The following is a 17356-nucleotide window of genomic DNA, read 5'->3' as shown; positions in this document are numbered from 1 at the left end:
CCTCAAGCCCGGGCCGGGTCGGTGACCAGCAACGGATCGTCACTGTCGACGTCACCGGCCGCCGCCTCCGCCGCCGTCACCCCGACCAGCTGCAGGAACCGGTCACCCAGCTCCGGATCGGCGGCCAGAATCAGCACCGTCAGCCCCGTCGGCGGGCCGTCGGTGTCCGGGAACCCGGTGATCGGCGCACCCAGATCCGCCCACTGACCCTCCTCGAACGGCTCCGCCGCCGCCCCCGCCATTCCCGCCACCCGGTCGAGCACCAGGAACGGCCACTGCGGAGGCTGCTGCTCCGCACCGCGGGCCACCCGGAACGTCAACTCGAAACCCCAGCGCTCACCCAGCCCGTACGACACGAAATGCCAGTGCCCGTGCGCCGGGTACGCCGACGCCGCCCGCAACGCGAACCCCTCCGCCGGATACGACACGTGCCACGGCTGCGCCTGCGGGTACAGCCGGCCCATCGCCTCGGTGATGACCTCCCACATCATCCCGGCATTTGATCATGACCGTGGGCGGCCTGCCATCCCCGCCGCCGGCCCCGCGCCACCACCGCCGCCACCAGACCCGCCAGCAGCGCCAGCCCCGCACCACCGGCCGCGAACACCCCGGCGCGCTCCCAGTCACCGCCACCACCGGCCGCCACCGGCACCGCCGGCACCCGCGCCACCCCGGCCACCACCGGCCCGGCCTCCTCCGACAACGCCCGATACGGATTCAGCACCCCCGCGCCGTACTGACTGCTGCGCGCACCACCCGGCGCCGGATCAGCCGACCGCAACAACCGCTGCGTCAACTGCGACGCACTGTCCCGCGGAAACCGCTCCCGCAGCAACGCCACCGTCGCCGACACGAACGGCGCCGCGAAACTCGTCCCCTGCACCGCCCGGTGCCCCCGCAACGGCGCCAGCACCGTCACCCCGTCACCGAACGCCGCAATGTCCACATGCGGTCCCGGCTGCGAATAGTCGGCAACGGTACCGTCCGCCCGCACCGCACCCACCCCGATCACCCCCGGATACCCGGCCGGGTACGCCACACCACCGGCAGCACCCCCGTTACCGGCCGCCGCCACCACGATCACCCCGTCCTCGACCGCCCCGGCAATCGCGGCACGCACCTGCGGATCCGCCGACGGCATCACGAGCGAGACGTTGATCACGTCCGCGCGGGCCGTACCCGCCGCCCACGTGATCGCCTCCGCGAACGCCGCCGCACTCGACTGCCGCCCACCACCCGGCGTCCGGCCGTCCAGCTCCGTGTCCTCACTCACCCGGACCGGAATGATCGTCGCCCCCGGCGCCAGCCCCTGCACCCCGGTCCGCGCATCCGCCAGCCCCGCGATGATCCCGGCCACCGCCGTACCGTGCCCCACACAGTCCCGCCGCCCGTCCGCCGCACCGTGCAACAGATCCCGGCCCGCCAGCACCCGGCCCTTCAACTGCGGATTCCGTGCGTCCACCCCGGAATCGATCACCGCGACCCGCACCCCGGCCCCGGTCGCCAGACCCGCCAGCCGCGCCGGCGCGTACGCCTTCAACTCCACCGGCACCCCCGCCGCCACCCGGCCCGGACCCAGACACGGCGCCGCCCGCACCGGTGCCGCCGGCACCACCACCGCACCCAGCACACCGGCCACGACAACCGCCACGAACCGCACGAAAACGCCACCCCCCGCAGCACAACGACCGGCGTGGATGCTACCGCCGCCCAGTTGTGCCCCGCCCACCCCGGCCGTTAGGTTGAAACCAGCCAATTCTGCGGTGTGTGAGGGAAACCGGTGAGAGTCCGGTGCGGTCGCGCCACTGTGAACGGGCCCTCAGCCAGAGGGCCGGTGAGTCAGGACGCTCACGCGCCGCAGGCCCCATCGATCGGGACGCGTCATCCCGTAGGAGGTTCACTCCACCATGTCCAAGGCACAGACCCTCACCACGCCCGCGGTCTCCGCGAAACTCCTCGCCACCGCCGCCGGCTTCACCGGCATGATGCTGCTGCTGGCCTACCTCGTCGCCTTCGACCAGGGCGCCCTCTCCCAGACCGGCATGTACCTGCACGAACTCATGCACGACGGCCGCCACCTGCTCGGTGTCCCGTGCCACTGAGCCAGGCCACGCCCGGCTACATCCAGCTCCTGCTCCGCGGCCTGCTGGCCGGCCTCTTCGCCGGCCTGCTCGCCGGCGGCTTCGCCTACCTCGCCGGTGAACCCCACGTCGAGGCAGCCATCGCCATCGAAGAAGCCGCCACCCCCGCAGCGCAGACAGCCGGCGAACCCCTCGTCGACCGCGACATCCAGCGCGCCGTCGGCCTGCCCCTGGCCACCGCCCTCATCGGCCTGGCCCTCGGCGGCATCCTCGCCACCGCCTACACCCTCCTGCGACGCCACCTGCGCACCGGCAGCGACACCCACGCCGCCCTCGGCCTCGCCGCCGCCGGCTACCTCGGCATCGTCGCCATCCCCTTCCTCAAATACCCACCCAACCCACCCGCCGTCGGCGACCCCGACACCATCAACCAGCGCACCGCCGGCTACCTCGCCGCGGTCGCCCTCGGCCTGGTCGCCGTCTGGGCCGGCACCCTCGCCACCCGCACCCAGACCCACCAGTGGCGCCGCGCCGCCGCCGGCACCGCCGGCTTCCTCGTCGTCGTCACCATCGCCTACACCCTGCTACCCGCCTTCCACGAAGTCCCCGACGACTTCCCGGCCACCCTGCTCTGGGACTTCCGCATCTCGTCCCTCGGCACCCAGACCGTCCTCTGGACCGTCCTCGGCATCACCTTCGCCGCCCTGCTGAACCGGCTCGCCACCCGCACCGGCACACCACAGACGGCAACCGTCACCACCGCGTGACCAGACTGCGGCTGATCGCCGCCGGACACACCCCAGCCCTGCGCAAGGCAGTGTTCGGCGGCGACCACGACCTCGACGACGGCGCCCGCAACGCCACCGCACACCTGCGCGACTCACCCCTGCTGCAACCCCACCGATACCCCCACACCCGGTGGACCGTCGCACCGTCCCGCGCCGCCCGGCAGACCGCCACCCTCCTCGGCGCCCACCACACCGCCGAGGAACCCGCACTCCGCGACCCCGGCTACGGCACCTGGACCGGCCTCACCCTCGACCAGATCGACCAGGCCACCCTCGAACACTGGCTCACCGACCCGCACGCCCGCCCCCACGACGGCGAATCCCACACCACAATCACCGCCCGCACCGCCGCATGGCTGCACTCCCCACGCCAGACCGGCCACAGCCAGACCGTCGTCGCCCACCCCGCCATCATCCGGGCCCTGCTCGCCACCGCCCTGCAACTACCCGCCGGCCACCCCCACCAGCTCACCGTCTCACCGCTGGCCGTCGCCCACCTCACCCACCACCACCGCTGGACCCTTCACCTGCCGACCGCCTGACACCCGCAACCGGTCGAACGCCTTCGGACCCACCAGCGAGCCCAGCGCCGCCACAATCACCCGCGCACACGCCACCGGACCCGTCCGCGTCGTATCCACCACGACATCACGGTCACCGACCGCATACACCAACCCCTGCGACCGCGCCAAACCCACCGGCCGATCCCCGCGCGCCAACTCCCGCCGATCCAACTCCTCCGGCGCACACCGCACCTCGACCAGCGTCACATCGAACCCGCGCAACGTCTCCAGCAGATCCACCAGCCGCCACGGCTCACTCAACGGATAATCCATGATCACGTCATTGCCGGCCGACGCCAGCCCCGCCACCGCCCGGTGATAACCCCGCCGCGTCCGCGTCAACATGTCATAAACCCCGACATCGTCGAGCACCCGCGTATGCACCGTCGACCGCATCTCCCCCAACCCGTCCACCGGGAAGAAGAACCACGGATCCGCCAGCAACGGCAACAACGCCCGCCCCACACTGCTCTTACCCGAACTCGACGCCCCATTGAGCAGGATCACCCGGCCGTTCATGCCACGACCGTACAGTGATCACCGTGACCCTCCGCATCACCGTCGACGACCTCACCGGACCCGACATCATCGCCCTGCTCCAGGAACACGTCGACCAGATGCGCGCCATCACCCCACCCGAAAGCAAACACGCCCTCGACCTCGACGCCCTGCGCCACCCCGACATCACCATGTGGACCGCCCACGACGGCGACCATCTCCTCGGCTGCGCCGCCCTCAAACACCTCGACCCTCACCACGCAGAAATCAAATCCATGCGTACGGCCACCCGCGCCCAACGCCGCGGCGTCGCCGCCGCCCTGCTCACCCACCTCATCGAACAGGCCCGCCACCGCGGCTACCAACGCCTCTACCTGGAAACCGGCACCGCCGACTTCTTCCACCCCGCCCGCACCCTCTACCAGCGATTCGGCTTCCAACCCTGCGAACCGTTCGCCGACTACCGCACCGACCCCAACAGCACCCACCTCACTAAACTCCTCACATGATCAGCCCCCTCACCGCCGGCGACCTCGACACCTGCGCCACCCTGTTCGCCCGCACCTTCAGCCAACCACCCTGGAACGAAACCTGGCACCCAGCCGACGCCGCCCGCCGCCTCACCGACATGCTCAACACCCCACGCGCCCACGGCGTCCGCGCCACCACCCCCGACGGCCAGCTCACCGGCTTCGCCCTCGGACACCTCGAGCGCTACGGAACCGACGACCACTTCTTCCTCCAGGAAATGTGCGTCGACCCCACCCACCAACGCCGGCGCATCGGCACCCGGCTGCTCGAGGCCCTCGCCCAGCAGCTGCCCGACATCCGCCACTGGTACCTGCTCACCGCCCGCGACAGCCCCGCCGCCCACTTCTACCAAGCACACGGCTTCCGCCCCGCCGGCCGCAGCACTGTCTACGGCCGCGTCACCGAAACAACCCGCTGACCCGACCGCGATCGGTGCAGAGGCGCCGCCCCCGGCCACAGAGACGGCGCCGCACCACCTACAACGTCCCGTCCAGCGCCGGCATCAGCGCCTGCTCCTCGTGATCCAGGTGCCGCTCCAGCTCCCCGGTCAACGCGTCGACCTCCGCGATCAACGCCTCCCGCTCCACAGCCGGATCCTGCACCACCGACCGCAACCGCTCCAGCAGCACCGCCACCGCCACATGCTCCGCACGCAACCGCTCGATCACCGGAGCCAACTGCGGAAACGCATACTCCAAACCCGGGAACATCCCCTGGTCCTCACGAACGTGATGACCGTGCAACCCGGCACACAGACTCAGGCAGTTCACCCGCAACTGCGCCCCCAGCACCGCCCCCGACCCGGCCACCTCGGCCCGGATCAGCGCCAGCTCCCGCCGGAACGCGTCATGCACCAGCCGCAGCATCTCCCCCGGCGACCCCGCGGCCGACCGCGGCGGCCCCGGCACCGGAACGGCCTCCAGCGCCACCACCGGCAGCGACCGCCCCGACTGCCGCTCATAGTCGGCCCATCCGGCATCCTGCTCCACCGCACGGGCGAACGCGTCGTCACGTTCCCTGCCGGACAACACGACCGCGGCCGCCTGGTAGACGAACACCCCGTCCTCGACCGTGACCATCGGATCGGCCAGCAGATTGTGATACCAGGCCGGATGACGCCGCGACCCACCGGCGGAACCGATCACCAGCACCCGCTCACCGTCGGGCAGATACCCCAGCGGCACCGTGTGCGGGCGCCCGCTGCGGGCCCCGGTCGTGGTGAGCAGCAACAACCGCTGCCCTTCGAACATCCCGCCGACCCGGCCGTTGGCGGCACGGAACTCGGCGATGACAGAAGCATTGAAATCGTTCGGCATTCTCAACTTTCGGTAGTCCAGTGACTGATCTCCACGGACGCACGACGAGGCGCCCGGATGTGCCGGCCCCGCCCGTCAGCACGGGCGATCGGCATGCGCGAGAAGGCCCGCACAGCGGCGTCCGATGGGACGGCGTGCGGTGGCGCGATCAGAACACTGGCGGGCCGCGGGCGGCAGGCGACCGTGGCGGTCGCCCGGCGGTCACGCGCTAGCCGGGTGCCCCACTCGGTAATGGCACAAGGCCGACCCGGCAGTCACGACGCCCACCTTAACGGTCCACGCAAGTCCTGTGTGTCCGTCGGCGAAGCCGTCCGTTGTGATCTGGTGCGGCTTGCCGCACTACCTCTAAGCCATCCTAGGATGATAGTGCGGTCGGGTTATCGCGGTCGGCGGGTGCCGCATGCCCAGCCACTGTTCGGCGCCCCACGCCTCGACCCGTTCCACCTCGCAGAAGCCGAGCTTGCCCGCCAGCCGCATCGACGCCGCATTGGCACTCTGGGTGGTCAGCACCACCTGCTCGCCGGTCAGGACACCGTCGAACCAGTCGAGCGCCGCCACGCACGCCTCGGCGGCATAGCCGAGACCCCACGCCCGCGGCAGGAACAGGTACCCCAGGTCCGCACTGCCCAGAGCGGCCGGACACCGATGCCCCGTCACCCGGCGAAGCAGAACGTGGCCGATCATCGCCCCGTCGAGTTCCACGACGAAACTGCCGGGCCACCGTTCGGGCACCTCCGGCAGCGCCTGTTCGAGTTCGTCGCGATCCTGTGGCCCGCCCAGGTAGGAGTGCACCTCCGGCGACGCCAGCAGCGCGACGAACACCGGCCGGTCCCTGGCCTCCGGCTCGCGCAGCACGAGTCTTGCGGTACGGATCGGCCGAGGCGGCCACGGAACGCCGGCGAGCTCCCTCATGGCAGCCAGCCAACCAGCGCAGCAGGCCACGATCAAGGCACACCGTCGGCGCCGGGGCCACGTATCGTGCGCGCATGGCGATTCTGCAGTGGACCGGAAAGGGCTGGCTCAGCTACCTCGTCGTGGTGGCTTCGTTCGCCGCCGGCGCACTGGTCTCGATGCCGCTGAAAGACATCCTGCCCGAGGTCGACGGCCGCAACCCAGGCGTCGTCATCGCCGGCAGCCTGGTGTTCATCGTCCTGTCGCCGCTGCACTGGCTGCTCGACCGGGTGCTCGGCAGCGACGAGCACAGCGCCTTCGGCGTGGAACTCAGCGTCGTCGGATACGGCCAGGCAACCGTGGGCATGCTGCTGGTCCTGCTGGTCGGCTCCCGCTTCGCCGGCTTCTGGATCGGCCTGGCAATGGTGCTGGGCGCCGCGATCGCCGCACTCACCGTGGTGCTGTGGATCCGCGGCCGGCGCCGGCACGCGCGCCTCATCGCAGCGGTCGCCGACCGGGCGCAACTCGCGCAGGCCCGCGGCTGGCAGTTCCGGCCCCGCGACCGGGACATCGCCACCCGCTGGCAGGACTCGTTCGGCAGGACCACCGCGTACACGATGACAGCGTTCGGTGTGCTCACCGGCCGGTACGGTCACCCCTTCACCGTGTTCAGCACCGAGGACATCAACCAGGACATCCAGACCGTCGCCGTCGTGCACCTGCCGGCCCGCTACCCGAACGCCCGGATCCTCACGGCCACACTGAACGGCACACCGGAGTCACCGTTCGTCCGGGACCTGCTCAGCGATCAGGTGCGTGCGGTCGTCGCCCGGCATCGGCTGACGACGTGGTGGACACAGGGCAACGACCTGATCGGCATGTGGCGGGACGGCCGCACGACACCGACCGCGGGCCAGGCCCTCAACCGGGTCCAGGCCATGGTGGATCTGGCCCGCGCATTGCCGCCCGGACTCGCCGACCGGCACGGCCCCGCCCCGGTCAGCTGATCACCGCGGGCCACCGTCGCGATACCGGACCGCCAGCGCCCGCACCGTCGCGGCCACGGCCTCCCGCAACGCGACCGGAGCCAGCACCTCCACGTCGTCACCGAAACGCAGCAGTTCCTGGCAGGCGTGCCGGACGTTCTCGATCGGGATCGTCGCCTCGCACCAGCCGTCCGGCCCCGCACGGCCGGCGGTGCGCTCGACGGCACGCACCACCGCCGGATCGGCCAGATCCACCAGGCGGTCCCGGCCCCGCGACGAGATCCGGATCGTCGCCTCACCGGTGAACCGGCGCGCCTCGAACCCGGCCAGGTAGGCCGACCAGTGCGCCGCCAGCTCGAACCCGGCCGGCCGCTCGAACGGCTCCCCCGTGACGGTGACCTCCCGCAGCTGCGCGACCCGATAGGTGCCCACCCGCCCACCGGCGGTGCCGGCCACCAGATACCAGGTCCCTGACTTGAGCACCAGCCCGTACGGGCGAAGCCGCCGTCCGATCTCCCGCGGCGCCCGCCAGCGCACATAGCGCACCTCGATCTCCCGCAGCGTCAGGATCGCGTCCATGAGCAGCGTCAGCAGCGGCTGCGCCTCCGGCTCCCGGTACCAGCCGGGTGCGTCCAGATGAAACACCTCGGCGGTACGCGACGCCTGCTCCCGCAGGCCAGCCGGCAGGGTGGCCAGCAGCTTGAGACGCGCCGCGGCGACCTCCTCGGCCAGGCCCAGATCAGCCGCCGGAGCGGGCAGCCCCGCCAGGAACAACGCCCGCGCCTCGCCGCCGGTCAGACCGGTCAGCCGCGTCTGATAGCCCTCCACCAGCTGATACCCGCCGTGCTGGCCGGCCTCGGCGTAGAGCGGCACCCCGGACTCCTGCAACCGGGCCAGATCACGGTACGCCGTCCGCACCGACACTCCGAGCTCGTCGGCAAGCTGCCGGGCGGACAGGCGGCCACGCGCCTGCAACAGCAGAAGCATCGACAGCAGACGACCGGCGGGCATGACCCCGATCATGCCCGCCAACCCTGACAGGTCCTGACACACCCCCGCCGTACGGTCCCCGCATGACAACCGACAACGCCACCGTGACCACCGGGCAGACCGCCTTCGACTTCCTCTTCGGGCGCTGGACGGTCCATCACCGCAAACTCGTCGACGCACTGGACCCGGCGTGCACCGACTGGATCGAGTTCCACGGCGACTGCGAGGCCCGCCCGGTGCTCGGCGGCATCGGCAACGTCGACACCGTCACCGCGAACCTGCCCGACGGCCGCGAATTCGAGGGCATGAGCCTGCGCCTGTACGAACCGGAGACCGCCCTGTGGCGCATCTGGTGGTCCTCGACGACCCGCCCCGGCAAGCTCGACCCACCCGTCGAAGGCCGCTTCCAGGACGGCACGGGCGTGTTCGTCGGCCCCGACACCATCGGCGGCCGGCCGGCACTCGTGCGCTACCGGTGGTCGCGCATCACCCCGGTGTCGGCGCGCTGGGAGCAGGACTTCTCCTTCGACGGCGGCACCACCTGGGACCCACCCAACTGGATCATGACGTTCGAGCGCCGGCCGGACTGACACAAAGCCGGTGGGCCCGGCGACTGCCGGACCCACCGCCCCCGTACCGATCACGTCAGTAGGCGACCAGGCCCGTCGCGTACGGCGGATAGATGTTGAGGTGGAACCGGGTGTAGTCCCTGACATCGGTGGCGGCCAGGCCCCAGGTACCGGCCGGGATGTCACGCCACGCGTTGCAGGAGATGCCACCGCTGGACGGATGGAAGCAGGTCGACACGCTGATGTTGATGTTGGGACGGACGTTGATGTCAGCACACGACGTCGTGGTGACAGCGGTACTGAACTTCGGCCAGTGCCCGTTGTCATCGGCACCGTTGAGGGCCTTCGCAGTGCTGCGGCAGCCCGGCTGCCGGGTGGCCGGGTCGGCCGAGGCCGGCGACGGCATCAGGGCGAGCACGGTGGCCGAGGCGAGGCCCACGGCCGCGGCCGGACGGATCAGAGATCGGATTCGCATGGTGTCTCCCCGTTCGCGTGACTGGGTGTGCACCGATTCTCAGCCGTCGATATCCGGCCGCGGCGAAGTTCGGACGATTTCGCACGCCGCGGACCGGATCGACCGGGCCCTCGCCCGCTACCGTCCCGCCGGACCGAGGTGAATCCCCGTCACCACGATTTCCGGAAGAACGTCCGGACGTCGCCGACCAGCAGCTCGGGCGCTTCCATCGCCAGGAAGTGCCCGCCCTTGCCGAGTTCCGTCCAGTGCACGATGTGGTGGTCACGCTCGGCCCACCGCCGGACCGTGGTGTCGTGAGCGGACACGAGGACTCCGGTGGGCACCGCCGACCGGCGACCGGCTGTCCGGTCCTGCCCGGCGTCCTCCCCGTCACCCCCGGCCGCGGCGGTCGCGGAGAACTCCTCGTAGTAGATCTGGGCGGACGAGACAGCGGTGCCTGTCAGCCAGTAGATCGACACGTCGGTGAGGATGCGGTCGCGGTCGATGCTGTCCTCCGGCAGCCCCTCCTCCGGATCGGTGAGCTCCTTGAACTTCTCGACGATCCACGCGAGCTGGCCGGCCGGGGAGTCGGTCAGGGCGTACCCCACCGTCTGCGGGCGTTTGCTGTTGCACTGCAGATAGCCGTCGTTGAAGTTCAGCATCCGCTGCCAGCGCCGCTGTTCGGCATCGCTGAGGCCGTCCATCTCGCCCTCGGCTCCGACCGGGAAGGTGACAAGCGCGGTGAGGTGGACACCGACGACCCGCTCCGGGTCCTGCCGGCCCACTTCGGCGCCGATCCACGCACCCCAGTCGTAGCCCTGTACGCCGTACCGGTCGTACCCGAGCCGGCCCATCAGCTCCGCGAGGATCCCGGCCACCCGGGCCGAGTTCATTCCCGGCCCGTTCAGCGGGGTGGAGAACCCGAATCCCGGCAGCGACGGAATCACCAGATGGAAGGCGTCGGCAGGGTCACCGCCGTGGCTCCGCGGATCGGACAGTGGACCGATGACGTCGAGGAAGTCGACCACTCCCCCGGGCCAGCCGTGCAGCAGGAGCAGCGGCGTGGCATCCGGTTCGGGCGAGCGCACGTGCAGCAGGTGCAGGTTCTGCCCGTCGATGGTGGTCAGGTGCTGCGAGTACCGGTTGAGGGCCGCCTCCTGCGCGCGCCAGTCGTAGCCGGTGCGCCAGTATTCGGCGATTTCCTTCAGGTACCCGACCGGAACCCCGCGGCTCCAGCCGACCCCGGGCAGCTCGTCCGGCCACCGGGTGTTGGCAAGGCGGGCCTTCAGGTCGTCGAGCTGCGACTGCGGGATGTCAATACGGAACGGGCGGAGCTCCGATGGGCTGTTCGTCATGCGGCAGACGCTAGGGAGCAGTCAGGACAGTTCCTGTCCTAATGCCTGAGTGACGCGGATCGCTCATCTGGCGTCGGCGCCAGTCCGTTTTCGGAGGTGCACCGCATCACCCGTATCACATCCTAGGAAGATAGGTCAAAGACTGAGGTTCGACGGGACATCACCGGGACGACCAGCCGCCGTCGGAGGCGATCGTCTGCCCGGTCACCCCATCGGCCTCGTCACTGAGCAGCCACGACACCAGCTTCGCCGTGTCGGCGGGCGTGCTCCACCGACCGCCCGGATTCAGGCGGGCCACCGCCTCACGGGTGACCGGGTCGGCGTACCCCGTGTCGTTGGGTCCCGGGTTGACGCAGTTGACGGTGATCCCGCGGTGGATCAGATGCACGGCCAGGGAGCGGGTCAGCTCGTGCAGCGCGGCCTTGGACGCGATGTACGGCAGCTCCCCCGGCATGGCGTCGTGGTACTGGCCGGAGGTGAACACCACGATCCGGCCCCCGGGCCGGGTGTCGTCGTGCCGGACGGCGAACTCCTTGGCCAGCAGCAGCGTCGCACGCGTGTTGACGGCCCACGTCCGGTCCAACTCGGCCGCGGTCAGCTCCTCCAAGGTGTACGCACTGCTGCGCGCGTGATTGGCCACCAGCGCGTCGACGTGCCCGAAGGCCGCGACCGCCGCATCGAACAGCGCCGCGGGCGCGGACGGATCAGCCAGATCGGCGGAGACCTGCTCCACCCGGCCACCGGCGGCGCGCAGTTCACCGGCCAGCGCTTCCGGGCCGCCCGGGTCGGCACCCCATGGTTGTTCGGCGTCGGCCGGCGACCACGAGTGCAGCAGGATCGAGGCTCCGTCGGCGACGAGGCGGCGGGCTATGGCGGCTCCCATCGCGATGCGGCGGCCCGCGCCGGTCACGATCACCACACGGTTCTTCATCGCCCGCGATCATCGCCCGGCCGGCACGTTCCCGCATCCCGGGCCGGTACGGCCACCGGGGGTTTGCGGGGCGTGGACATACTTCGACCGTGAAGATCGTGAAAGTCGCCGTCACCGCCGTCCTGGCGGTGGTGGCCACCGTCTGGGTCGCATTCACGTTGCTGCTCGGAGGCTACATCGGACCGGGAAACGCCGCCGAGGAGGCCATCGAGCGGACCGCGGCGGACATCGCCCATGACGTCGACGCCGCTCTGGTGAACGAGAGCCCCGGCGCGTTCAGCACGACGGGCGTCTCAGCGCTGCAGTCGGCGATCAGGAGCAGCAGCGGAACAGTTCTCGGCTCCGACGGCTTCTACAGCGTCGAGTTGAACAGACTCCAGGGCTGGGTGGACGCCCGGTTCACCGCCGGCGCCCAGGGCGGGCTGATGGGCAAGGACCAGGAGTCCGCGACCGTCTGCCTGCGATTCGAGGTGCGGTGGACGTACGGAAAATACGTGACCTACGACGACATCGACTGCCCTTGAACATCAACCGGGAATACCGGTCGGCGTTGTGCGAGCTTGCCTGAGCGACGGAAAAGAGATCGCCCGCACTGATCGAGTCCGGTCACATTGGCGGGCACTTTGGAGTTTGATGCACAATCCTGCTGTTCGTGAATTTGTGGTACGGATCAAATCGACCGCGGTGCACACTGACCCGGGCAAGCGGAAAGCGCTCACTGTCCGGTACGGCGCGCCGCAGCACGCGCAGCGAGCCGGTATTCACCGTGAGATCGCAGATTCCGTCAACTCGCATCGGTAGCACTTCTGCGAGGGGAAAGCGTGATGGAGATCAGGTATTCCATCGGCGACAAGGAATTGAAAGGATCCGAGGACAAGCGGCGGGCAGAATTAGCCGCATGCCCGGTCACCTGCACCATCAGTGTTGCCGAGAAGCTGCAGGAAGTGCACGGCTTCCGCAAGGAGAGTGATTTCCAAGGGTGGGTCCGGGACCGGCCCTTCGCCGCGAAGGTCGCGGAGACGGAAGAAATCGTCACCAGGTCGCGGGAGCTGGAGTCCCGCGATGCGCAACGCGTGATCGACCGGCAGCAAGTTCTCAACCAGCGCGCCGTCGAGGACCTGATGGAGCTCTCCGAGCGTCTCGGCCTCGCTCCCACGTCAAGGCAACTTCTCGACCTTGCGCACAACGGAGTTTGCCGTTGGAACCCGCGATCCTCCACTCCGCGGTGCTCTTCGACAACTCGCCGGCGGGTGCGGTCACATTCATCCTGCCGAACGGTATTCCGGTGCCGACGTTCGCCGGCGGTAACGACCGCACCTCCCAGGTGGACATCACCGCGGCGGCTGTCACCACGCTCTGGGACAGAACCTGGTGGCGGGGCGACCGGCACGTCATGTTCGGAGTCGGCTTCTTCACGCTCTTCAACAGCGCCTTCGACAATCGCGCGGCGTCGGGCGCGTGTATCTGACCGACCCGGCGACGCCGGCGGGAGCGCTTCGGGCCGCATAGCGATCATCACATCACTGGCTCTGATCACCGGGAATGACCACCCGTTGGGCGTGCGTGCTGGCCGGGCCGGCTCACGGCGTCGTACCCTGGGGCCATGAGCAGCCCCGACACCGACGACAAGGCGTTCGCCGACGTCCTCGCCGAGCACGGCCGGCCGGTCAGTGCCGAAGGCCTCGGCCGGGCCCGCCGGTCGCTCGCCGACGCCCGGGACCGCCGCGACCCGGCCGCCCGCGCCGCCCTGCTCGACCGGCTCCGCGCCGCGTGACCGACGAACCCAAACCGCGCCCCGCCGCCCTGGTTCTCGACACCTCCGCCATCGCCGGTTTCGCTCGCGGCAGCGTGGCGCCCGGCGAACTGCTGGCGGAGATCGACCTCGAGGGCGGCTGCGCGCTCGTCCCGCTGCCTTGCCTGGTCGAAGCGGCCGCCCTGGTCGCCGAGGAGGAGCTGCCCTGGCTCGACATCCTGCTCGGCCACGAGGCGGCACAGGTGGTCGTCGACGATCCCCGGGACTGGCGGATGGTCGCCGGCCTGCACCGGATCACCGGCAGCTACCCGCACGCGCTCGCCGCGTGGCTGGCCCTGGAGTACGGCGTCGACGTGATGACCCGCCACCCCGGCCTGTACGCGGGCCTCGACGGCGGCAACATGGTCCTGCCGTTCGACGACTGACCCGCGGGACGCCTACCGGGCGCTCACACGGCTTCGGACCAGTCCAGGACCAGCTGGAACATCGGGGCGCGGCCGCCGAACATCGACTGCCAGTCGCGGGTGTCGTAACCCCGGCCGCGCGGGGCGTCCCACGCCATCGACAGCATGCGCGGGGCCAGCCAGAAGTATTTGGCGGCGCCGGTCACCATGATCGCGCGCCGGGCCTCGTCAGGGGACAGCACCGGCGCCATCCCGCGCGCGTATCCGCTGGTCACCGCTTCGACGACGGCCGGCAGGCGGGCCACGTCGGCGTGACCGTCCCAGAAGGTGTCCAGCGCGAGATTCGCTGCGTCCTCACCCACGGCGCCCGCGCCCGCGTACGCCCAATCGAGAAGAACCGGCCCGCGACCGGAACCGATCAGATTCATCGGCCAGACGTCGTGGTGGCAGAGGGTGCGCGGCAGCGCGGCCGACGCCTCGAGAAGCTCGTGCCGCCGGTCCCACAGCCGCCGCAGCCCGGCCCGCAACGCCGGCGACCAGGCGGCCTCGGCCGCCGGATGGTCCCAGCGGAGGTCTTCGGGAACCGGCTGCGCCAGTGTGTAATCGGTCAGGAAATCCCGGGCCAGCCAGGCGAGCGGCGGCGGGTCTCCGGTCCATCCGCTCTGCCCAAGACCGATTTTGTACGCGCAATCGCCGAGCTCATCCGTGCTGAAGGACATCCCGGCCGTCCCGGCGACGTCCTCGAGCACCAGCTCGATCCCGCCGTCGTCGAGTGCCCCGATCGACAACGGTTCCGGAACCATGATGCCGCCGGCCGCGAACGCCGATGCCGCGAACCCGGTCTCGTAGGCGAGCGGCTCGCGCCGCCAGTAGTTGAAGTGCCCCGGCTCGTCGCTGGCGGCCAGGTGCGCGGCCGCCCCGGCCCGGCGCGGCACGACCACCTTGCGGATCGCCGTCGCGTCGCCCCACGGGATCCGCCACACGCCGCCGGTGACCTCGTTGGCCGTCGAGTGGACCAGTTGCTCAGCCACGCCCCGCATTGTGCCGGACGGCCAGGATGTTGGCGCCCACCACCACGGCGATACCGATCCATTCGTGCACGGCCAGCACCTGTTCGAGCAGGACCAGTCCGGCAAGGGCCGCGAAGACGGGGTGGACACTCATCAGGACGCCGAAGAAGTGGGCCGGCACCCGTCGCAGCGCGATCAGGTCACCGGCGTACGGGATGACCGAGGCGAGCAGCCCGGCGGCGATGCCGTAGAGCAACGCGAGCGGCGTCAACCGGCCCTGCACGACGAGCGCGATGAGCAGTGGCAGGGTGAGAACGGCGGCGATTGTGGTGGCCGCGGCGGTCGCCTGCAGGCCGGGCAGCCGCTGTCCGAGCAGCCGGTTGAGCAGGATGTAGGAGGCCCAGCAACCGCCGGCGAGCAGCCCGCAGCCGATGCCGGTCCAGTCGCTGCTGCCCGACGGCAGGACCAGCACGTACACTCCGGACGCGGCCGCGACGGCACAGAGCACGTCGAGCCGGCTGCGCGAGCCGGCCAGCGCGACGGCGAGCGGGCCGAGGAACTCCAGGGTGACCGCGAGGCCGAGACCGATCCGGTCGATCGCCGTGTAGAGGCTGAGGTTCATGCCGACGAACACGATGCCGAGCAGGATCGTCGGCCACCACTGCGCCCGGGTGAAGCGGCGCAGGTCGGGACGTACCGCGGGCAGCAGCACCGAGGCGGCGACGAACTGGCGCACCGCGACCACCCCGGACGGCCCGATCAGGTCGAACGCGTGCGCGCCGATGGCCGCGCCGGTCTGGTTGCTCGCCGCCCCGGCCATCATGACCGCCAGTCCGGCCATCCGTGATCCGCGTCGTGCCGCCGCCGGGCGCTGTTCGACCTCCACCGTCATGGTGACGAGTCTCGGCGTCCCGGTGGCCGCAGGGAAATACGCGCGGCGGCGCACTTATACGCTGGGCGCATGGATCTGCAGTTGCGTCACCTGCGGTGCCTGGTCGCCGTCGTCGACACCGGCACGTTCACCGACGCCGCCGGGGAGCTGGGCATCTCGCAGGCCGCGGTGTCACGCGGGGTGGCCGCGCTGGAGGAGGCCTTGGGCGTGCGCGTACTCCAGCGGACCACCCGCCACGGCACGCTGACCGCGACCGGGACGCAGGTGCTGGCCGGGGCCCGCCGCGTTCTCGAGGAGGTCGCCCACCTGCAGCGGGTTGCCGAGGCTGAGCGGCAGCGCAGCGAGCTGCGGGTCGGGTACGCGTGGGCGGCGCTGGGCAAGCACACCCGCCGCGTGCAGCGGGCCTGGGCGACCGGGCATCCCGGCACTCCCCTGGTGTTCATGCACATCAACACACCGACGGCGGGCCTCAGCGACGGCACCGCCGACGTGGCGGTGGTGCGCCGCGCGCTGGACGATCCGCGCTTCGAGACGGCCCTGATCGGGACCGAGGCCCGTTGCGCGGCGGTGGCCACCGACAACCCGCTCGCCCGGCGCCGCACCCTGCACCTTCGTGACCTGGTTCGCTACCCGGTGGCGATCGACGCCCGGACCGGGACGACGACGCTGAACCTGTGGCATCCGGAACCGGGCCCGGCCACGGTGCGGACCACCCACAGCGTCGACGAGTGGCTCACGCTGATCGCGGCGGGGCAGGCCGTGGGCATCACGTCCGAGGCCACGGCCAACCAGAACCCGCGGCCCGGGGTGGCCTACCGGATGCTGCGCCAGGCTCCGCCGATCGACGTGTGGCTGGCGTGGTGGCGTGACGGTCCCCCGGCGGATCTCGACGCTCTCGTCCGGCTGAGTCGCAACGCGTACGGCATCCTAGGAAGATAGGTTGTCTCGGTTAGGATGCGCCGGTGCAGAGCATCGAGGTCACCGCGGCCGGAATCACGATCACCAGCGTCACCGAGCCGTTCGTGTCGGTGTTCGGCAAGGTGATGTCACCGCACTCGACCCATGTGGACGAGATCCCGTGGGACGAGATCTACCAGGTCCACATCGAGGTGCTCGACCTTCCGGACGGCGAGCGGTGGGTGACCCTCGTGGTAGACCTGACCTGGGGTGAGTTCGTCGAGGTGCGAGGCGACGCGGACGGTGTCACCGCGGCGATCCGCGAGTTGTGCCGGCTGTCGGGCGTCCCGGTACCGGCCGAGTACACCGAGGCGGTCATCTGGCCCACCGCGTGACGGCCGTACCCTCTCCCGCCGGGGCTCCGGCCTGCACACCCCCTAAAGCGTC

The 17356-nt window shown here is 70.6% G+C and carries 24 protein-coding genes and 1 riboswitch; of the genes, 13 read left to right on the top strand and 11 right to left on the bottom strand.

What is annotated here, in order from left to right; genetic code table 11:
- Nucleotides 1-2: 2 nt before the first annotated feature.
- Both AB0G04_RS10745 and AB0G04_RS10740 read right to left on the bottom strand, forming a co-directional pair.
- Complete coding sequence (locus tag AB0G04_RS10745; RefSeq protein WP_360980002.1) at nucleotides 3-491, bottom strand: suppressor of fused domain protein; 489 nt, start codon at nucleotides 489-491, stop codon at nucleotides 3-5.
- Nucleotides 488-1651, bottom strand: coding sequence for a S8 family serine peptidase (locus AB0G04_RS10740; protein WP_360979999.1), 1164 nt, complete (start codon nucleotides 1649-1651; stop codon nucleotides 488-490). The genes AB0G04_RS10745 and AB0G04_RS10740 overlap by 4 nt, the downstream gene beginning before the upstream one ends.
- Before the next feature lie 94 nt (nucleotides 1652-1745).
- Nucleotides 1746-1899, top strand: a riboswitch (adenosylcobalamin (AdoCbl) riboswitch).
- Between the two features lie 8 nt (nucleotides 1900-1907).
- Here AB0G04_RS10740 and AB0G04_RS10735 point away from each other — a divergent pair.
- Genes AB0G04_RS10735 through AB0G04_RS10725 form a run of 3 tightly spaced genes read left to right on the top strand, consistent with a single transcriptional unit; the run spans nucleotide 1908 to nucleotide 3411 of the window.
- Entirely contained in the window at nucleotides 1908-2102 is a 195-nt protein-coding gene (locus AB0G04_RS10735; protein ID WP_360979996.1) for a CbtB domain-containing protein, read from the top strand.
- Nucleotides 2093-2848, top strand: coding sequence for a CbtA family protein (locus AB0G04_RS10730; protein WP_360979993.1), 756 nt, complete (start codon nucleotides 2093-2095; stop codon nucleotides 2846-2848). Before AB0G04_RS10735 ends, AB0G04_RS10730 begins: the two co-directional genes overlap by 10 nt.
- Nucleotides 2845-3411, top strand: coding sequence for a histidine phosphatase family protein (locus AB0G04_RS10725; protein WP_360979990.1), 567 nt, complete (start codon nucleotides 2845-2847; stop codon nucleotides 3409-3411). Before AB0G04_RS10730 ends, AB0G04_RS10725 begins: the two co-directional genes overlap by 4 nt.
- Here the strand turns inward: AB0G04_RS10725 and AB0G04_RS10720 are convergent.
- Nucleotides 3346-3951 (bottom strand): AAA family ATPase, encoded by a 606-nt coding sequence (locus AB0G04_RS10720; protein ID WP_360979987.1) that lies wholly within the window; start codon nucleotides 3949-3951, stop codon nucleotides 3346-3348. The two genes, AB0G04_RS10725 and AB0G04_RS10720, sit on opposite strands and share 66 nt — an antisense overlap.
- A gap of 23 nt (nucleotides 3952-3974) precedes the next feature.
- Here AB0G04_RS10720 and AB0G04_RS10715 point away from each other — a divergent pair, with 23 nt between their 5' ends.
- Nucleotides 3975-4439, top strand: a complete 465-nt coding sequence (locus AB0G04_RS10715; RefSeq protein ID WP_360979984.1) for a GNAT family N-acetyltransferase — start codon at nucleotides 3975-3977, stop codon at nucleotides 4437-4439.
- Nucleotides 4436-4879, top strand: a complete 444-nt coding sequence (locus tag AB0G04_RS10710) for a GNAT family N-acetyltransferase (RefSeq protein ID WP_360979981.1) — start codon at nucleotides 4436-4438, stop codon at nucleotides 4877-4879. The genes AB0G04_RS10715 and AB0G04_RS10710 overlap by 4 nt, the downstream gene beginning before the upstream one ends.
- A 58-nt stretch (nucleotides 4880-4937) precedes the next feature.
- Here AB0G04_RS10710 and AB0G04_RS10705 read toward each other — a convergent pair whose 3' ends face one another.
- A complete protein-coding gene (locus AB0G04_RS10705; RefSeq protein WP_360979978.1) occupies nucleotides 4938-5777 on the bottom strand; it encodes a nitroreductase/quinone reductase family protein in 840 nt (279 codons plus the stop codon).
- 345 nt (nucleotides 5778-6122) lie between these two features.
- Nucleotides 6123-6689 carry a GNAT family N-acetyltransferase gene (locus tag AB0G04_RS10700; protein ID WP_360979975.1) on the bottom strand — a complete coding sequence of 189 codons (567 nt, stop codon included), beginning with the start codon at nucleotides 6687-6689 and terminating at the stop codon, nucleotides 6123-6125.
- A 74-nt stretch (nucleotides 6690-6763) separates the two neighbouring features.
- On the opposite strand from AB0G04_RS10700, the gene AB0G04_RS10695 reads away from it, so the two are divergent.
- Nucleotides 6764-7675: a hypothetical protein gene (locus tag AB0G04_RS10695; RefSeq protein ID WP_360979972.1), complete on the top strand. Its 912-nt coding sequence runs from the start codon at nucleotides 6764-6766 to the stop codon at nucleotides 7673-7675.
- Here the strand turns inward: AB0G04_RS10695 and AB0G04_RS10690 are convergent, their stop codons facing one another.
- Complete coding sequence (locus AB0G04_RS10690; protein ID WP_360979969.1) at nucleotides 7676-8665, bottom strand: YafY family protein; 990 nt, start codon at nucleotides 8663-8665, stop codon at nucleotides 7676-7678. It abuts the gene before it with no gap.
- A 62-nt stretch (nucleotides 8666-8727) separates the two neighbouring features.
- Between AB0G04_RS10690 and AB0G04_RS10685 the strand changes: the two genes are divergently transcribed.
- A complete protein-coding gene (locus AB0G04_RS10685; protein ID WP_360979966.1) occupies nucleotides 8728-9234 on the top strand; it encodes a hypothetical protein in 507 nt (168 codons plus the stop codon).
- A 55-nt stretch (nucleotides 9235-9289) separates the two neighbouring features.
- Here AB0G04_RS10685 and AB0G04_RS10680 read toward each other — a convergent pair whose 3' ends face one another.
- The 3 genes from AB0G04_RS10680 to AB0G04_RS10670 all read right to left on the bottom strand — a co-directional run bounded on the left by AB0G04_RS10680 (nucleotide 9290) and on the right by AB0G04_RS10670 (nucleotide 11953).
- On the bottom strand, nucleotides 9290-9688 hold the full coding sequence (locus AB0G04_RS10680; protein WP_360979963.1) for a hypothetical protein: 399 nt from the start codon (nucleotides 9686-9688) through the stop codon (nucleotides 9290-9292).
- 149 nt (nucleotides 9689-9837) lie between these two features.
- Nucleotides 9838-11022, bottom strand: coding sequence for an epoxide hydrolase family protein (locus AB0G04_RS10675; RefSeq protein ID WP_360979960.1), 1185 nt, complete (start codon nucleotides 11020-11022; stop codon nucleotides 9838-9840).
- A gap of 160 nt (nucleotides 11023-11182) precedes the next feature.
- Nucleotides 11183-11953, bottom strand: a complete 771-nt coding sequence (locus AB0G04_RS10670) for an SDR family oxidoreductase (RefSeq protein ID WP_360979957.1) — start codon at nucleotides 11951-11953, stop codon at nucleotides 11183-11185.
- A gap of 89 nt (nucleotides 11954-12042) precedes the next feature.
- On the opposite strand from AB0G04_RS10670, the gene AB0G04_RS10665 reads away from it, so the two are divergent.
- The 4 genes from AB0G04_RS10665 (at nucleotide 12043) to AB0G04_RS10650 (ending at nucleotide 14131) form a co-directional block, all read left to right on the top strand.
- Nucleotides 12043-12477, top strand: a complete 435-nt coding sequence (locus tag AB0G04_RS10665) for a hypothetical protein (RefSeq protein WP_360979954.1) — start codon at nucleotides 12043-12045, stop codon at nucleotides 12475-12477.
- 674 nt (nucleotides 12478-13151) lie between these two features.
- A complete protein-coding gene (locus AB0G04_RS10660; protein ID WP_360979951.1) occupies nucleotides 13152-13421 on the top strand; it encodes a hypothetical protein in 270 nt (89 codons plus the stop codon).
- A 135-nt stretch (nucleotides 13422-13556) separates the two neighbouring features.
- Nucleotides 13557-13727, top strand: a complete 171-nt coding sequence (locus tag AB0G04_RS10655) for a hypothetical protein (protein WP_360979948.1) — start codon at nucleotides 13557-13559, stop codon at nucleotides 13725-13727.
- Nucleotides 13724-14131, top strand: coding sequence for a hypothetical protein (locus AB0G04_RS10650; protein WP_360979945.1), 408 nt, complete (start codon nucleotides 13724-13726; stop codon nucleotides 14129-14131). The genes AB0G04_RS10655 and AB0G04_RS10650 overlap by 4 nt, the downstream gene beginning before the upstream one ends.
- A 23-nt stretch (nucleotides 14132-14154) precedes the next feature.
- Here AB0G04_RS10650 and AB0G04_RS10645 read toward each other — a convergent pair whose 3' ends face one another.
- Both AB0G04_RS10645 and AB0G04_RS10640 read right to left on the bottom strand, forming a co-directional pair.
- Nucleotides 14155-15141, bottom strand: a complete 987-nt coding sequence (locus AB0G04_RS10645; RefSeq protein WP_360979942.1) for a phosphotransferase — start codon at nucleotides 15139-15141, stop codon at nucleotides 14155-14157.
- Nucleotides 15134-16012: an EamA family transporter gene (locus AB0G04_RS10640; protein WP_360979939.1), complete on the bottom strand. Its 879-nt coding sequence runs from the start codon at nucleotides 16010-16012 to the stop codon at nucleotides 15134-15136. Before AB0G04_RS10640 ends, AB0G04_RS10645 begins: the two co-directional genes overlap by 8 nt.
- 69 nt (nucleotides 16013-16081) lie before the next feature.
- Here AB0G04_RS10640 and AB0G04_RS10635 point away from each other — a divergent pair, with 69 nt between their 5' ends.
- A complete protein-coding gene (locus tag AB0G04_RS10635) occupies nucleotides 16082-16951 on the top strand; it encodes a LysR family transcriptional regulator (protein WP_360979936.1) in 870 nt (289 codons plus the stop codon).
- A gap of 23 nt (nucleotides 16952-16974) precedes the next feature.
- On the top strand, nucleotides 16975-17304 hold the full coding sequence (locus tag AB0G04_RS10630; RefSeq protein WP_360979933.1) for a hypothetical protein: 330 nt from the start codon (nucleotides 16975-16977) through the stop codon (nucleotides 17302-17304).
- Nucleotides 17305-17356 lie beyond the last annotated feature (52 nt).

Origin of the sequence: Actinoplanes sp. NPDC023801 (assembly GCF_040639655.1) — a bacterium.
In the GTDB taxonomy this organism is placed as follows: domain Bacteria; phylum Actinomycetota; class Actinomycetes; order Mycobacteriales; family Micromonosporaceae; genus Actinoplanes.
This window is presented reverse-complemented; position numbering and strand designations above follow the sequence as displayed.

Excerpts from the sequence above, each read along its gene's own strand:
- AB0G04_RS10675 (WP_360979960.1), bottom strand. The coding sequence starts at position 11,022 with ATGACGAACAGCCCATCGGAGCTCCGCCCGTTCCGTATTGACATCCCG.
- AB0G04_RS10705 (WP_360979978.1), bottom strand. The coding sequence starts at position 5,777 with ATGCCGAACGATTTCAATGCTTCTGTCATCGCCGAGTTCCGTGCCGCC.
- AB0G04_RS10745 (WP_360980002.1), bottom strand. The coding sequence starts at position 491 with ATGATGTGGGAGGTCATCACCGAGGCGATGGGCCGGCTGTACCCGCAG.
- AB0G04_RS10695 (WP_360979972.1), top strand. The coding sequence starts at position 6,764 with ATGGCGATTCTGCAGTGGACCGGAAAGGGCTGGCTCAGCTACCTCGTC.
- AB0G04_RS10700 (WP_360979975.1), bottom strand. The coding sequence starts at position 6,689 with ATGAGGGAGCTCGCCGGCGTTCCGTGGCCGCCTCGGCCGATCCGTACC.
- AB0G04_RS10720 (WP_360979987.1), bottom strand. The coding sequence starts at position 3,951 with ATGAACGGCCGGGTGATCCTGCTCAATGGGGCGTCGAGTTCGGGTAAG.
- AB0G04_RS10655 (WP_360979948.1), top strand. The coding sequence starts at position 13,557 with ATGAGCAGCCCCGACACCGACGACAAGGCGTTCGCCGACGTCCTCGCC.
- AB0G04_RS10640 (WP_360979939.1), bottom strand. The coding sequence starts at position 16,012 with ATGACGGTGGAGGTCGAACAGCGCCCGGCGGCGGCACGACGCGGATCA.
- AB0G04_RS10710 (WP_360979981.1), top strand. The coding sequence starts at position 4,436 with ATGATCAGCCCCCTCACCGCCGGCGACCTCGACACCTGCGCCACCCTG.
- AB0G04_RS10670 (WP_360979957.1), bottom strand. The coding sequence starts at position 11,953 with ATGAAGAACCGTGTGGTGATCGTGACCGGCGCGGGCCGCCGCATCGCG.
- AB0G04_RS10635 (WP_360979936.1), top strand. The coding sequence starts at position 16,082 with ATGGATCTGCAGTTGCGTCACCTGCGGTGCCTGGTCGCCGTCGTCGAC.
- AB0G04_RS10680 (WP_360979963.1), bottom strand. The coding sequence starts at position 9,688 with ATGCGAATCCGATCTCTGATCCGTCCGGCCGCGGCCGTGGGCCTCGCC.
- AB0G04_RS10685 (WP_360979966.1), top strand. The coding sequence starts at position 8,728 with ATGACAACCGACAACGCCACCGTGACCACCGGGCAGACCGCCTTCGAC.
- AB0G04_RS10735 (WP_360979996.1), top strand. The coding sequence starts at position 1,908 with ATGTCCAAGGCACAGACCCTCACCACGCCCGCGGTCTCCGCGAAACTC.
- AB0G04_RS10690 (WP_360979969.1), bottom strand. The coding sequence starts at position 8,665 with ATGCCCGCCGGTCGTCTGCTGTCGATGCTTCTGCTGTTGCAGGCGCGT.